A 14,966-nucleotide genomic window follows, 5' to 3' on the forward strand; every position below is an offset into this window, starting at 1 on the left:
GCGAGATGTTGACAGGTCAAAGTCGTGATCCTGCCCCGTCGCTCGGATGACACGCGATGTGCGTGTTCGACTCCCCTCGGGGGCGAGCCCTACCTGTCCATGTCGGCGCTGCGCAGGTTGGCGCGCACCGCCTTGGGTACCCTCGACGCCATCCCGGCTCGTTGATCCCTAATTCGAACGGATTCCGGACGGGATGTCGGTGAGATCGTAGTTGCGGTTGGTGGGCAGGTCCAGGTAGGGATAGCGCTCCACGGTGGCGCGTACTCGCTTGATGCGCTTGTCAGGGTCACCCCACTCGACGATGACCTCACGACCGATCTCAGCTCGATCGATGTCGATCGTGGAGAGTGACAGCATCTCTCGGTAGTAGTACGAGTAGACGACGACCGACGACACCCCGACGTACTCGCCGTCGACCAAGACTCGGTCTGCATGCAAATCGCTCGGCACCTGGGGTGTAACCGGAAATTCGAAGAGCCGATACTCCTGCCCCTGTTCGAACTGGGAAGCGAACACGTCGAGGATGTCTTCCTTGTTCCACCGCAAAGTCACGGTCTTGCGCCGCGGAGCCTGCGACTCGGCCTCCACCGCCTCCCGACCGATGAAGTCATGGTCGAACTTCGCCATCCAACCCCAGTTCACCTCGTGCGGCGTTCGAAGACGAGRGAAGAAGTCCTCCGCGCCGGCACTGCCGGTCAGGCGAGAGCTCTTCATCAGACGCCGCTCCCCCCACTGGACGGCGAACTGAACGAAATCAGGGTCGCCGAGCGCCGAGGGCGCGAAGAGTCCTCCCATCTGTGGGAATCCGCCCTCGGTGTGGTTCACGAAGTATGTCCGCCATCCGGTTCGGGTGATGCCGAAATCACGCCCGGCCTGGTAAACCGCGTCATACACCGCAGCACTGAACTCCCACGGACCACGCAGCTCGTAGGACAGCGTGCCTGCCATGCCAATGCGGGAAAGCTCGATCTCGACCTCGGCGTCAATGCCGGGTACGTCGACCGGGCGTACCTGAAGAAATTTGACATCACGGATGTCGACGCCCAGGAGGCGCTCGATCACCTGAACCGAGCGTGGGCCAGCGATCTGGAGGATGAAGACCTTCCGACGCTCAATAGCGACGTCGAGCCCGAGCAGCTTTGCCTGGTACGCGGTCCACGGAAGTGAGCCGTACTGCCGAAACGAGTCTTCAGCGCTACGAATTGTCAACCCATGGCTGGCGATGAACCCATTGGCATCCGTCTGCACCAAGTGCTTCGACGTGCCAACCTTCCAGTCGGCAACCGAGTTGATGCTGGTGCGCGAAAGCAGCTCGAGGGCATCGGGACCGCTGTAGGTGATCTCATAATCCCCACCGAGATGAGAACCGACGTAGACGCCCTGCTTCCAGGAGAGGGACTCTTCTTTCCAACCGTCGCCCTCCCAGACGTGCAGTTCGCCAAGGATGTCAGCAAAGGTCGTGATGTCGGCGTACCTCGGTACGTCCCGAAGGGTTAAGCGTTCCGTAGCCTGCGGATCAGTCATCTTGGTCACCTTTTATCGCCATTGAGTACAGGGAGTCGGGCCCAAAATATACGAAACGACCCGTATCGAACACTGTAACCTAAACACTCCGGGGATGGATAGATGACGGACCGATGTCCCTTAGAGATCGTCATTGRCCTGCTGACGAGCGGTCGGCGCCGTCCTGTTTCTCCGTGTCTATGATTGCTTATGCGATACGGCACGTTTAGTATCTGATCAGCGTACGACTCATCACATTGGAGTGACTCATGAGCACAACGGCCAGGAAGCCCAGGGCGGCCATCATCGGGGCTGGACCTGCCGGACTCGCGGCTGCACTTGGCCTTCACCGCAAAGGCTGGGAGGTGCGTCTCTACGAGCGTTATCCCGAGGTCAAGGCCGCCGGAAACATCCTCAACCTGTGGCCCGCTCCACAGAAAGCGTTGCGCGCATTGGGTGTCGATACGGACAACCTGGGAGCCCCCGCCTACACGCAGCTAAGACGGTATGACGGGCGCGTGCGCGCGGAATTCCGGATGCCGGACGAAGTCGCCCGGGAGTACAACGGAGGCTTCATCGGCCTGATCCGCTGGGGGCTCTACAAGCGCATGATCGACGCGCTCCCCGCGGATGTCCTCCAGCTTTCCCACAAGTTTTCAGGGCTTACCGATCGCGGCGACTCTGTACGAGTCGAATTCGAGGGTCGCGAGCCCGTCGACGTCGACCTCGTCGTCGGAGCGGACGGCATCGACTCTTCGGTGCGAAAGGCGATCTGGGGCGACTCGCCAAAGCGCTACCACGGGCTTCACCTCATGGGTGGCTGGTTCCTCTCCGACGAGCCGATCGGAACCCGGGGCGTCTTCGCTCATGACCGCACAGTTCAGGGGTCCTACACCCCGATCCGCCACGAAGGTCGAGATGGCTACGAATGGTGGGTGCTCGAGAAATGGACTGCCCAGGCCCCTTTCACCGAGACTGACATCCGCGCCTACGCCCTCAATCGCGTTGGCCATTTTGCCGAGCCGCTCCCGGAGTTCATCCGACGAACGGCGCCGGAGAACACTCATCGCTGGGAGATCGTCGATCGTGAGCCGATCAAGCAGTGGGCCAAGGGCCGTGTGACGATCATCGGAGACGCCGCCCACCCCACCTCCCCCTACGCGGCATACGGCGCTGGCATGTCGATCGAAGACGGCTACTTCCTGGGCAAGGAACTCGCGGGAGTCGACGGTTCCGATACGGCCGCGGTCACTAATGCGCTCCAAAGCTTCGAGGACATGCGTAAGCCGCACACCGGCCCAGTCAGTCAAGGCGCATACGTCACCGGGAAGATCTTCCACCACGCACCCGCGGCACTCCGCCCTGTGCGCGACTTCATGTTCGACCACACCACGTTCCTGCAGAAGAACCAGGGTGATGCCGTGCCCGCCCAGACGATTGCCCTTCTCGACCTGATCGAAGACTTGCCTGCCCCGCAAGTGACGACGGAGTAGCGGGCCGTCGAAGGGAGCAGCGTCTGCTCGACACCCCACCATCCTCAACGTCCGCAGGCCGGTCCTCCTGCGAGCTGCGGTGCGTATCGTCGCGTCGTGACGTCACAGGATAGGCGATGCCCCGCGCAGGCCGGACCGATGAAGTGCCCGGCGGTGGTACGGCAATCGAACGTCGATCGCAAGCCGTCCAAGTCTGAGGAGACACCACCTGTGCGGGGTGGTGCGCTCCAAGCCCTTGAGCCGGCCGACTCCCCCGGAATCACGCGCCAGCACGACGCACGTGTGGCGGAGCTAAGTGTGCCGCTGCCCTGCAAGTGACCCCCAGGTGACCACGCGACGGTCACCTGGGGGTCACCTGGCGCCAATTCAGCCCCAATAGCTCGCAACGCATGCGTTGGCAGGCAAAGCGAAAACCCCCGATTTACCGGGGGTTTTTCTGCGGTGTCATGTCTCAGGACATCGGTGACAGTTCTGGGTCAATACATCGGTGACGTTTCGGCGGTGTTTGGTGGTGACACTTCTCCCTTCTATTTGTGAGGGATGAGCGCCGTTGAGCCTGTTGATCCTCGTGTCCGTCTTGCGATCACGCAGTGGCCGCCGGACGCGCCGCGTGGGTCTGTGACGACGTTCTGCGCCGAGCACTCGATCTCGAGGAAGACGTTTTACGAGATCCGGAAGCGCGCGATCGAGGAGGGTCAGGCGGCGGCGCTGGAGCCGCGGACTCGTCGGCCGAAGACCAGTCCGAGTCGGCTCACCGACGAGGTGAGGCAGCAGGCGATTGGGGTGCGCGCCGCGTTGGAGTCGTCGGGCCTGGACCACGGCCCGATCAGCGTGCACGAGAAGATGCGGTCGCTCGGAATGGATGCTCCGTCGGTGGCGTCGTTGGCGCGGATCTTCCGCGACGCCGGTGTCGCGCGGGCGGAGCCGCGGAAGAAGCCGCGGGCGTCGTATCGGCGGTTCGTGTATCCGGCGCCGAACGCGTGCTGGCAGCTCGACGCGACCGAGTACGTCCTGACCGGTGGTCGCAAGTGTGTGATCTTCCAGCTCATCGACGACCACTCCCGGTACGCGGTTGCTTCCCATGTCGCCTGGGGCGAGACGTCGAAGGACGCGATCGTTGTGGTGAAGAAGGGGATCGCCGCGCACGGCGTCCCGCAACGGCTGCTGTCGGACAACGGGCTCGCGCTCAACCCCTCCCGGCGGGGTGTGCTCGGCCAGCTGGTCGCGCATGTCACCGCACTCGGGGTGGAGCCGATCACCGGGAAGCCGGGCAAGCCGACCACGCAGGGCAAGAACGAGCGGTTCCATCAGACCCTGTTCCGCTACCTCGACAAGCAGCCTCTGGCCGGCAGCCTCGAGCAGCTGCAGGAGCAKGTCGACGCGTTCGATCTGATCTATAACGTCAACCGGCCGCACCAAGCCCTGCCCGGTCGGATCACCCCGCAAGCCGCGTGGGACGCGACGCCGAAAGCCGACCCGCCCCGACCACTACCCGCTGAACAGCGGCACGCGATCCCGAAGACAGGGCTCATCCCGCCGCCGCAGGGCCGCGCCGTCGACGGCATCCGAGTCGCGACGATCCACCTCAACGGCACGATCAAGGCCCGCGGGATCTGGTTCAACATCAGCCATACCCGCCGGGGGCAGGAGGTCTACGTCATCTACGAACGCGACTCCCTGATCGTCTTCGACGCCCGCGGCACCCTGATCATCGAGCACCCCTGGCCCGCCCCTGGCGTGAAGTACGTCGGCAACGGCCAGCCCCGCGGACCGCGCAAGACGCTCTGAGTGTCACCGATGTCCTGAGACATGAAGTGTCACCGATGTCCTGAGACATGAAGTGTCACCGATGTCCTGATGCAGAACTGTCACCGATGTCCTGAGACATCACAGGGTTTTCTATGCGGAGACGGAGGGATTTGAACCCCGCCTGTGAGAGGTCGATCAGGGGCGTTCAGGGGCGCTTCCGTTGATACGACTGAGTTCGCGGCCGTATTCGTGGAGGTTCAGGGTTGTTCGCGGGTGCTCACGTTTACGCGATTCTTACGCACGTCGTGCCGTCGAGACAGGGCATTGGCCAGTTTGTCTTGAGGCACTCGTCCATGCCACCCTGCCGGGCGGATTTGCGGCCCAGAACCCCCTCGGACCCCATGAGGGGCTCCACCTTAGCAGGGTAGAAATGCGGCTCCACGGAGGGGCAAACGCCGACAAATCCGCGAAATCCCGCACCCCACGCACTGGAGACTCGCGCAGAATCGACATCCTCAGGATGTTCGGGGTCACCTGGGGGTCACTTGCACGTGAAGCGCCGATGTCACCGTGGTCAGTCGGAGATCAACGTGCCGCCATCGATCACGATGTTCTGCCCGGTGACGAACGCGCCGGCCGGTGACGCGAGCCAGACCACGGCTCCCGCGACCTCTGCGGGTGTGCCGAATCGGCCGAGCGGCGTCTTCGCGAGTCGGGCGGCCGCGGCATCCGCGTCGGCGGTGATCGGTGCGGCGAACTCGGTCGCGATCACTCCCGGTGAGATCGCATTCGACCGGATGCCGCGGCCACCCCACTGGACGGCGACGTTGCGGGCAAGCTGGGCGTTCGCGGCCTTGGTCACTCCGTAGCCGGACAGCACGCGGTTGCCCCGCAGTCCCGAGAGGCTCGACATGATGAGGAACGCTCCCCCGCCGCCGTCGGCGATGACCGGCAGTGCCAGTTCAGCGAGCGCGGCGACCGCGCGGACATGCAGCCCGTACATGCTGTCCATCCGGTCCAGAGCATCGTCGGCTCCCGGCTGGTCGAGAGCAGCGCCGGCGTTGGCGAGCACGGTGTCGATCCGTCCCCAGCGGTCCACCGTCGCCGCGACGAGCTGCGCCAATTGCGCGGCATCCGTCACATCGCACGCGAAGCCGAACGCCTCCGCACCCTGCGCGGTGAGCTCGGCGGCGGCGCGCTCCGGCTCAGAATCGGCGAGCCCGGCAAGAGCGACCCGTGCGCCGGCGGCCGCGAGCGCCTCCGCGCATGTGCGGCCGATGCCGGTGCCCGCGCCCGTGACGATCGCGACCTGCCCCGCGCAGGAGAAGAGCGTGCCGGGTACGAGCGCGGAGCGGATCATGGTCCCCATCCTTCCGCGCCACGTGGCGTCGCGCCCTCGGGGGTCAGCGCCCGGCGAGCTCCTCGATCGCCTTGCGCGCTCCGCGGACGGCGATCGCGACGCTCGTGAGCGTCGGGTTCATGGTGTTCGCGGTCGGGATCAGGGCGTTGCCGCCGACGATGAGGCCGTCCACGCCCCACACGCGTGAGTAAGGGTCGGCGACGGAGGTGCCGTCGTCGGTGTCGCCCATGCGCATCGTGCCCATGTAGTGCAGGCTCGATCCGTTCGGCATGAGCCTCGGTTCGGCCACGAACACGCCGAGCGTCTCACCGATCCGCCGCAGATCAGCCGTGGCAGCTTCGATCTCACTGAGCTCGGCATCCGTCAGCTCGTACTCGACCGTGAAGTTCGGGAAACCGCGGTAATCGAGCTCCTCGCCGGTGAACGTGAGGCCATCCTCGATGCGCGGGCGCTTGCGCAGTCCGTTCCCCATGTTGACGAAGCCCCAGCGGTTGCCGGCGAACGGGCTGTCCTCGGGCAGCGGGAAAGGGGTGTTCTCGGAGTACATGACCTGCAGTGAGAACGGGTGGCCGGGCTCCGAGAAGGGGATCCGGTTCACGGCAGCGACCGGGTCGGCGGCGTGCTTCGCCCRCTGTGCGAGCTCCGCGTCGAGTTCGTCTTCGGTGGCGAAGCGGCTCATCTTCTCGGCGTCCAGCGCAACAGTCGTGATGACGACCGGGTGCTCCGTGAGATAGCGCCCCAGGGCAGCGGGACGGATGCCGGAAGCCCACAGCAGCTGCGGGGAGCGGAACGCGTCTGCGGCCACCACCACGAGATCGGCCGGCACGAACGAGGTCTCTCGGGTGCGCAGGTCCTCCACCGTGACGCCGGTCACGCGGTCACCCTCGCGCTCTACCTGGCGCACCAGCGACAGGTCACGCAGCTCGAAGCGCTCCACAATGCGGTTGCCCGGTTCGATGAGCGGACCGAGCACGAAATCTGTGCCGCCCCAGCGCATGGAACCGTCAGGCTGGGGGTCGCCGGAGACCGGCAGGGTGCTGATGCCGTAGCCCTCGGGAAGCTCTGCCGCGAACTCCTCCGACAGCAGGGAACGGATCGCTGCGCCGACCGCGGAGTCCGCGAAGGCCGCGTCCTGCACGTGCAGCAGGTCCTTCGCACGGTCGATCAGCTCGTCCCACTCGGCGTCGGCGATGAACGGGATCTTCTCGCTGAAGGCGGGCGACGGCGTCGCGCACGTCCAGTGCGCACCCTGGCCGCCGACGTTGGTCGCACCCGCCGCGGCCGCGAACGTCGGCGCATGCGCCGAGCCCTCGCCGCCGAAGTCGAACAGATGAGTCCCCTGGCGGGCGGTGAACATTCCCTCCACGACAGTCGCCGACGGGATGCCCAGCGACTCGCGGTGATCGCCGGCCTGCGGCCCCTGGGAGAGTTCCCGCGCCCTGGCCTTGGCGTCAGGGTCCTCGATGTTGCGGACACTCTCGCCCGGGCGATCCGTCACCTGAGGGCCGGCTTCGAACATGATCACGCGGGCGCTGGGGAGTCCCTCGAGCAGTGTGCGTGCATAGGTCGCGCCGATCGGACCGCTGCCGACGATCGCGATCGTGGGCCCGGATGACGGGACTGGATGCTGTGACATGGGGTCTCCTCTTCGAGTTCAGGTTTCAGATTCTCAGGCGATCGCCGCTTCGGCGGCGTCGCGGGTGTGCTGTTCAACCTCGTCGGAGAGCCGCCCGTCGGGGAGCAGCAGCGCGGCGACCACTCCGAGGGCGTAGACGATGGCGAGTCCGAGGAAGATCGGCGCGAGGACGCTCGAGTACAGGTCGGCGACCTGTTGCTGCACGGCATCCGGGGCCTCCCGCACGGCTTGCGGGGTCAGCTTCGCAAGCGCGGCTGGCAGTCCGGCGGCCACCCCCGCACCGATCAGCCCGCCGACGATCGCGGTCGCGGTCGTGGAGCCGATCTGTCGCACGAGGCTGAGGGTCGCTGTCACGCTTCCGGTGTCGGTGCGCGGAGCTGCGCTCTGCCCGACCGCGACAACGATGTTCATGAACGATCCTGTGCCGATGCCGACCAGCCCCATCGCGGCCATGGGCACCCAGAGCGGCATCCCCACCGGGAGCAGTGCCATCACGAGCAGCCCGGCAGCGGCAGCGGCGGTGCCGAAGATGGGAAACACGCGGTAGCGGCCCGACCTGCTGGAGAGCCAGCCCGTCACGAGGCTGCTCACCAGCATTCCGAACACGGTCGCGATGGGGACGAGCCCCGACACGGTCGCAGAGGTGCCGTACGCCATCTGAATATAGGTGGGCACATACGAGACCACCGAGAACAGGCCGACGCCGATCACCGTGGACAGGACGATCGAGATGAGGATGGTGCGATCCGCGAAGTGGCGGAGCGGCACGAGCGGTTCGTCGACGCGGAGCTCGATCGCAATGAACGCGGCTACGCCGAGGATGACCACGAGCGCCGCGATCACCACCGCGGTGCCGCTGCCTGGCGTGCCTGCGCTCGCCCAGCTGGCGCCCAGCACGAGGGCGGTGACGGTGACGCCCAGAACGACCGCCCCGGCGATGTCGAACTTGCGGCCGGTGCGACCGGCGATGTGCGGCACCGCGACCACGGCGAGAGCGAGCGCGATGAGGCCGACCGGGATGTTGATCCAGAACACCCAGCGCCACCCCCAGGCGTCGGTGATGAGCCCACCCGCGATCGGCCCGACGAGGATCGCCACCGGAAAGGCGCTGCCGATGATCGAGAGCACTCGCGGCCGCTCTCGCGGGGACGTGACTTCGCCGACGATCGTCTGCGGCATCAGGTGCAGCCCGGCCGAGCCGATGCCCTGGGCGACGCGGGCGAGGGCAAGCTGGGTCATGTCCTGTGCGAATCCGCAGAACAGCGAGGCCACGAGGAACACGACGAGGCTCGTGAGGAAGATGAGCCGCGCGCCGACCAGGTCGGCGAGCTTGCCGAGCACCGGGAGCACGACGGTGCTTGCGAGCGTGTAGGAGACGAGCACCCAACTCATCTGCTCGACGGCACCGAGGTCGCCGGCGATCGTCGCAAGCGAGGTGGCGACCACAGTGTGGTCGAGCGCACCGAGGAAGGACACGGTGAACAGGGAGATCATCAGGAGACGGAGTCTCCACGGTGAAAGAGGCATACGTGATCTACCCGAACGATCGGGTGGTCGACGCGACCTGGTGTGCCCCGCGTGCTGCATCACACATGGGAACGGACCCTCGCGGATCCCGGCGCCATGTCCATTCTAGGCGTTCTTTAGTTCTAAAGCAACATAAGTCGACAGGCGCTGTCAACTTTGACGCTGAGCATCTGTTCGACCAGCACGGTGTCCGCAACCAGCCGATGCAGGTCATCCGGACGCTCCCCTGCGTCGAGCGCGGCGAGTGTGCGGCGCACCGCGAGACGCGCGGAAGACTCGAGCCTGTCGGGGGCCGACATGCTTCCCAGGGCGGTGGACGTGCGGACGCGCGTGCGGCCACGGTCGACTTCGATCTCGCTGAGCACCTCGCCAAGCGCCTGCGCGCGAATCAATCCGTCACCCGACCGCTGAGTCGTCACGACCGAGAGCGTCGCAGCAATGCCCCCGCGCGTCTCGAGGAGCGCGAGCTCGCCGTCAGTCCCGACCATGTCCAGGTCGTCTCCTGCGAGGACCCGCAGCCATCCGACCGCGTCGCGTGCGACAACCGGAACGAGTCCGGACAGGGCGATGCCGTCAGCGACAAGCAGCCGCGGAGCCGCCCAGCCCGAATCCGTCAGCCGACCGGCCGTGGCATCCCCCGCCGAATCCGGGCTCAGGAGCGCGCGTTCAGTGACCACCGGCACCCGGACAGAGTCCTCGAGTCGACGGATGTCCGCGGCGGGCGCGAAGCCGGGCCTTGAGACGATGACGGCGATCGCGCCGGCCGATGCGGCGTCGAGAGCTGCGTCGACCCAACCGCTGCCACCCGGCACGACGACGACCGCGCCGGCCTCCCCCTCGACGATGCGGGTGCTGAGCGGAAGTTCGGCGAGGGCCTCGCGAAACCGACCCGCCGGAGCCTGGACATCGGTCATCGCGCACCCGCGATCAGTTCGGACGCGGCATCCGCGAGAGTGAGCGTGTAGCGGGCGTCGTCGAGCATTTCGTCGTACTCGACCACGCTCGAGCCATCCAGCACGTCGGCGAGCGCGCGCCATTCGGCGAGATAGCCGTCGTCGAGGTCAAGCGGGTACGTCGTGCGTTTGCCCGAGCCGGAGTCCACCCGCACCTCGGCGCTGCCGGCGTGCACGAACGCCGGCGGAAACGACACCGTCACCACGTCGGTGTCGGTGATGATCTCGAGTTCCCACAGCGCATCCGCGCCGTCCGGAAGCATGACAGTGGCTAGTCGGACAGGGATGCCGGAGGCCCGATAACCCACCACGTAACCGATCGGAGCCACCGCACGTGCGAACACCACACGCTCGATCACCGGGGCGAGGTCGCGCAGCATGGGCAGGTCGTGCACGGCCAGACCGGTGATCAGCTGACGGACGACGGATGCCGCGACCTGCGGCACCGAGAGGTCGGGAGTGCCGCGCCCGGGGGCGGCGGCAGGCACCGGAAGCTCTGTGACGACATCGTGGTAGCGCCCGTTGGGTGGAAGCGCCAGGGTGACCGAGATCGCTCGAACCTTGTGGCCGCCGGCGAGCAGGTGGTGTTTGGCCCGGCCCCATGCCGGGTCGTACAAGTGGTTCGTGCCGATCAGAAGCGCCGTCCCGGCCGTCCGACACGCGTCGATCACGGCCTCCGCGTCACCCACAGTCGTCGCGAGAGGCTTCTCACACAGGATCGCGCGTTTGCCTGCCGCGACACTCGCGAGGATCTGACTTGCATGCTCCGCGGGAGGGCTGCACAAGACGACAACCTCGACCCGCTCATCCGCGAGCAGATTCTGGATCCCCGACGACGAAGTGGCACCGACCCGATCCGCGAGTTGCGCGGCACGCCCACTTCCCGCATCGGAGATGTGCACGACCTCGAAGTCGTCGCGCAGGCGCGCGAGCGTCGGAAGGTGCAGCGCGGCCACACCGGGGCCCGCTCCGACAATCCCGACTCCGTGGGGCATCATCGCTCCTCAAACGTTGTTTTGCATGAATTATACCTAAGTATCGGTGAATGTGACTATAGACGTCACCAAATGACCGAAAGCAGGTCGATCTTGTGTCAAAATCGACCATGGCCAAGGAGTCCACACTGCGCTTCGGCGCTCAGACCGACGAAGTGACGAGCCTTCTCCGGATCGTGAATATGGTGCGGTCGGGTGAGGCAGCCACCCGACCGGAGATCGGCCGCGTTACCGGCCTCGGTCGAGGGGTCGTCACGCAGCGTGTCGAACAGGCGATCGACATGGGCTATCTCGAAGACGGCGAGTTCGGCCCCTCCTCCGGTGGTCGCGCTCCCCGCACCCTGCACTTCCGCGGCAGCCGCGGTCGGATCATCGTGTGCGCCTTGGGCGCTCTCCACATCCACGTCGGCGTCGCGATGCTCGAGGGTGACATCCTGGAGCAGACCCACCGCACGTGGGACATCTCGCGCGGCCCGGCTGAGACGCTCGACACGGCCCTTGCCATGATCGACGACGTGCTCGCACGGACGCCCGATGTGCCCGTGTGGGGCATCTCCGTCGGCATCCCCGGCCCGGTCGATTTCGAGTCCGGCCGACCTGTCGCCCCGCCCATCATGCCGGGATGGAACGGCTTCGACATCCGCCGTCGATTCGAAGAGCGCTATGAGGCACCCGTCTGGGTCGACAATGACGTCAACCTTCTCGCGCTGAACGAACGCTCGCGTCGCGACGACGAGCGCATCGACCTGATCTACTGCAAGGTCGGATCCGGAATCGGCGCCGGGCTGCTCTCGCAAGGCCATATCCACCGCGGCGCGAACGGCGCGGCCGGCGACATCGGCCACGTGCGGGTCGCCGGGTCGAACGCTCTGTGCCGGTGCGGCAAGGTCGGGTGCCTCGAGGCCGTCGCCGGCGGCTGGGCACTGGTGCGCGACGCGGAGATCGCCGTCGCCGAGGGCGCCACCGGCGCTCTCGCTCAGCGAAGGCGTAAGGGTGAACCACTCACCCCCGAGGCGATCGCCCGTGCGGCCGAGCACGGCGACGCGCTCGCGATCTCTCTCATCCAGGGGTGTGCACGTGTGGTCGGTGAGTCGATCGCCGCACTGGTCAACATGTTCAACCCCGGCACGATCGTGATCGGTGGCGCCGTCGTCGGAGCGGGTGAGGTCTTCCTCGCCGAGGTTCGCCAGCGTGTGTACGAGCTATCACTCCCCCTCGCAACACGCGATCTGAGCATCGTGCAGTCACAGGAAGATCTCCGGGAGCCCCTGCGCGGCGGTGCGGAGATGGTACGAGAGCAGCTCTTCGACGTGACCTTTCCACGGTGGTTCGCGGATGGACGACCCTCGATCGACACCATTCTCAGCACCGTTTGAAACTTCTTCCGCTTTTCTACTAAAGCGTGTAGATTCTCGTCGTAAGCCGCTTTCGATGCGGTCGACGACACAAGGACGTGCCCATGACGCTGCCGCCGCTGCGCGACGATTCACTCATCTCCACTCCCTACGGATCGGCCGTGCGCGTGTCGCTGCCGTGGATCCGCTCGCTGCCTCTGACCTCGCTGCAGAACCCGATCGTGACGATCGACGGAGCCCGGGCTGAGGCCCTCACGGTCGTACTCGGCGATCGACGGGTGCTGCCGGCAGACCTGATCGAGGACGACGGCTGGTGGTTTCAGCAGGACCGCGTCACACTCGCCGTGCCGCACGATCTCGCCGTCGGAGTCCACGACGTTGCGGTGGAGTTCGGCCTCCGCATTCCTTACCTGCAGATCGGTCCGGACGGCCCGCTCACACTGCCGTTCCGCGCCGAACGGTCGCTGGTGCTCGATGCGCCGCACGTGCCGGCGGCAGTGGTGAGGGATGCCGCGCCGGTCGTGGGCGACGGTGCGCTCCCGGCGGGCTGGGTGCTCACCGCAAGCGCTTTCAACTGGACACCCGAGATGGTCGTGGGCGACCGGGATGCCGCCGACATCGCGGTGGGGATCGTCGAGGACGGCCTGGCCGTCGAGATCGAAGCGGAGCCGGGACAGCTGTGGCGCTCCTTCCCCGGGCGCAGCGAGGGGGATGCCGCCGACTTCGGCGAGCGCCTCGCTGCCGTGGGCGGGCGCGTCAGCATCCTGGGTGCGAGCATCGACGACTGGTCGCCGCAGGGCACCCGCCGCACGGACGACGAGCGTCTGGCATTCCTACTGCCGCAGATCGAGATCGCCCAGCAGCTCGGTGCGCGCGGCCTGCGCCTGCCCATCGGACAGGCCGGCCGGCCCCTGCTCGACCGCGTGCTGCCGATCCTCCACGAGACGGGTCTGACGCTGTTCGAGGAGATCCAGGGGTCCCAGACCCCCGGCTCGCCCCAGGCAGGCAGCGCGATCGACCAGATCGTGGGCATCGACGATCCACACGTGCGCCTGCTCGTGGACATCTCGATGTTCATGCCGGCGGTGCCGGAAAGCTACCTCGCTCGGCTCGAGGCCGGTGGCATCCCCGGTGATCTCATCGAGACTCTGCGGCATCGGTGGCGCGACCCCGCGACCGTGGGCGCGATCGTCGACCTGCTGCGATCCGGTGCGGTGCCGGCATCCGTCCACACGCTCTATATGGACATGCTCGTCAGATTCGGGCGGTCGGAGGCGAGCGTGATCACCGAGGTGCTGCCCTGGGTCGGCGCGTTCCACCTGAAGTTCTGGGATCTCGACGACTCCGGCGACCGTGTGAGCGGTCCGATCCGCGACCTGGAAGCGCTGCTGCGCGGTACGGACTTCGCGGGGACCTTCTGCAGCGAGTGGGGCGGCCASGAGTGGCTCGACGACGACCCGACCACCATAACCCGCGACCACCTCGAGCTGGCCCGGCGCGCACTGATCGGAGACAGCGCATGACCCTTCTGAACGCCCTGATCCTCTCGGGACACATGACGATCGAGCACGACAACGAGCACCGCAGCTTCCGCCAGCACAACCAGTGGCTGACCACGCTCCTCGAAGACACCGGGCGGTTCAAGGTGCGTGTCGTCGAGGACCCGCGCGGCCTGGGTGCGGAGATCATCGACAAGTACGACGTCGTGATCGTCGTCTTCGAGGGGCGCGACGGCTATCACGACAAGGCCGTCGGCTTCGGGGCCGCGACGGATGCCGCGCTCCTCCGCTTCGTGCATGACGACGGCAAGGGCATCGTGTGGTTTCACGGGTCGGCCGCGCAGGAGGACTCGTGGGGGTATCCCGAGGAGTACAACGTCATGCGCGGCGCGAAGCTCAGCGCATACGAGACGGGCCTGCGCCCGCGGCCCTKGGGCGAGGCGCTTCTCAAGACCGCCGAGCCGCGTCATCCGATCACGGAGGGCATCAACGCGACCTGGACCGTGACCGGCGACGACATCCTCACCGGGGTGCAGCTGTACGAGGGCGCGCAGGTCCTGCTCACGACGTTCGACGACCTCGAGGCGTATGAAAAGGCACCGGTGTGGCCGATGTCGCACTATCCCGTCGTGATCCCCGAGGGCGGCATCGCCGCTCTCAACGGCATGAACACCGATCAGCCGATCGCCTGGATCAACGAGTACGGCGCGGGCCGCTCGTTCACGATCACGATCGGACACGACATCGACACCTTCCGCCGCATCGAGTTCATCCGGATGTTTCCGCGCGGCGTCGAGTGGGCGGCGACGGACGAGGTCACCCTTCAGGGACCCGACCGCCGCGGCGAGCGCCGCTTCCTGCCCTGGCCGTACTACAACCACGAGGGCTGAGCCGCG

General features: G+C 66.5%; 11 protein-coding genes. 5 read left to right on the plus strand and 6 right to left on the minus strand.

The annotated features are described in order from the left end of the window. Positions 1-168: 168 nt before the first annotated feature. Complete coding sequence (locus ACXJ3V_RS15315) at positions 169-1,524, minus strand: hypothetical protein (protein WP_457101194.1); 1,356 nt, start codon at positions 1,522-1,524, stop codon at positions 169-171. Positions 1,525-1,772: 248 nt separating this feature from the next. Here ACXJ3V_RS15315 and ACXJ3V_RS15320 point away from each other — a divergent pair, with 248 nt between their 5' ends. After that, on the plus strand, positions 1,773-2,996 hold the full coding sequence (locus ACXJ3V_RS15320; protein ID WP_457101195.1) for an FAD-dependent oxidoreductase: 1,224 nt from the start codon (positions 1,773-1,775) through the stop codon (positions 2,994-2,996). Positions 2,997-3,536: 540 nt separating this feature from the next. Continuing rightward, complete coding sequence (locus ACXJ3V_RS15325) at positions 3,537-4,784, plus strand: integrase core domain-containing protein (protein ID WP_457101196.1); 1,248 nt, start codon at positions 3,537-3,539, stop codon at positions 4,782-4,784. 535 nt (positions 4,785-5,319) lie between these two features. On the opposite strand, the gene ACXJ3V_RS15330 is transcribed toward ACXJ3V_RS15325, so the two are convergent. The 5 genes from ACXJ3V_RS15330 to ACXJ3V_RS15350 form a co-directional block, all read right to left on the minus strand. Continuing rightward, the gene (locus ACXJ3V_RS15330; RefSeq protein ID WP_457101197.1) at positions 5,320-6,105 is read right to left on the minus strand and encodes an SDR family NAD(P)-dependent oxidoreductase; all 786 of its coding nucleotides are present in this window, start codon (positions 6,103-6,105) and stop codon (positions 5,320-5,322) included. Between the two features lie 43 nt (positions 6,106-6,148). After that, complete coding sequence (locus tag ACXJ3V_RS15335) at positions 6,149-7,741, minus strand: GMC oxidoreductase (protein WP_457101198.1); 1,593 nt, start codon at positions 7,739-7,741, stop codon at positions 6,149-6,151. Between the two features lie 33 nt (positions 7,742-7,774). Then, positions 7,775-9,235 (minus strand): MFS transporter, encoded by a 1,461-nt coding sequence (locus ACXJ3V_RS15340; protein WP_457101199.1) that lies wholly within the window; start codon positions 9,233-9,235, stop codon positions 7,775-7,777. A gap of 155 nt (positions 9,236-9,390) precedes the next feature. Next, positions 9,391-10,182 (minus strand): hypothetical protein, encoded by a 792-nt coding sequence (locus ACXJ3V_RS15345; RefSeq protein WP_457101200.1) that lies wholly within the window; start codon positions 10,180-10,182, stop codon positions 9,391-9,393. After that, entirely contained in the window at positions 10,179-11,216 is a 1,038-nt protein-coding gene (locus ACXJ3V_RS15350; protein WP_457101201.1) for a Gfo/Idh/MocA family protein, read from the minus strand. The genes ACXJ3V_RS15345 and ACXJ3V_RS15350 overlap by 4 nt, the downstream gene beginning before the upstream one ends. Positions 11,217-11,326: 110 nt before the next feature. On the opposite strand from ACXJ3V_RS15350, the gene ACXJ3V_RS15355 reads away from it, so the two are divergent. The 3 genes from ACXJ3V_RS15355 to ACXJ3V_RS15365 all read left to right on the plus strand — a co-directional run bounded on the left by ACXJ3V_RS15355 (position 11,327) and on the right by ACXJ3V_RS15365 (position 14,960). Further along, positions 11,327-12,592, plus strand: coding sequence for an ROK family protein (locus ACXJ3V_RS15355; RefSeq protein ID WP_457101202.1), 1,266 nt, complete (start codon positions 11,327-11,329; stop codon positions 12,590-12,592). A gap of 83 nt (positions 12,593-12,675) precedes the next feature. Next, positions 12,676-14,094, plus strand: a complete 1,419-nt coding sequence (locus tag ACXJ3V_RS15360) for a hypothetical protein (RefSeq protein ID WP_457101203.1) — start codon at positions 12,676-12,678, stop codon at positions 14,092-14,094. After that, positions 14,091-14,960, plus strand: coding sequence for a ThuA domain-containing protein (locus tag ACXJ3V_RS15365; protein ID WP_457101204.1), 870 nt, complete (start codon positions 14,091-14,093; stop codon positions 14,958-14,960). The genes ACXJ3V_RS15360 and ACXJ3V_RS15365 overlap by 4 nt, the downstream gene beginning before the upstream one ends. The last annotated feature ends 6 nt before the right edge of the window (positions 14,961-14,966 follow it).

This window comes from Microbacterium sp. P5_E9 (genome assembly GCF_054049175.1).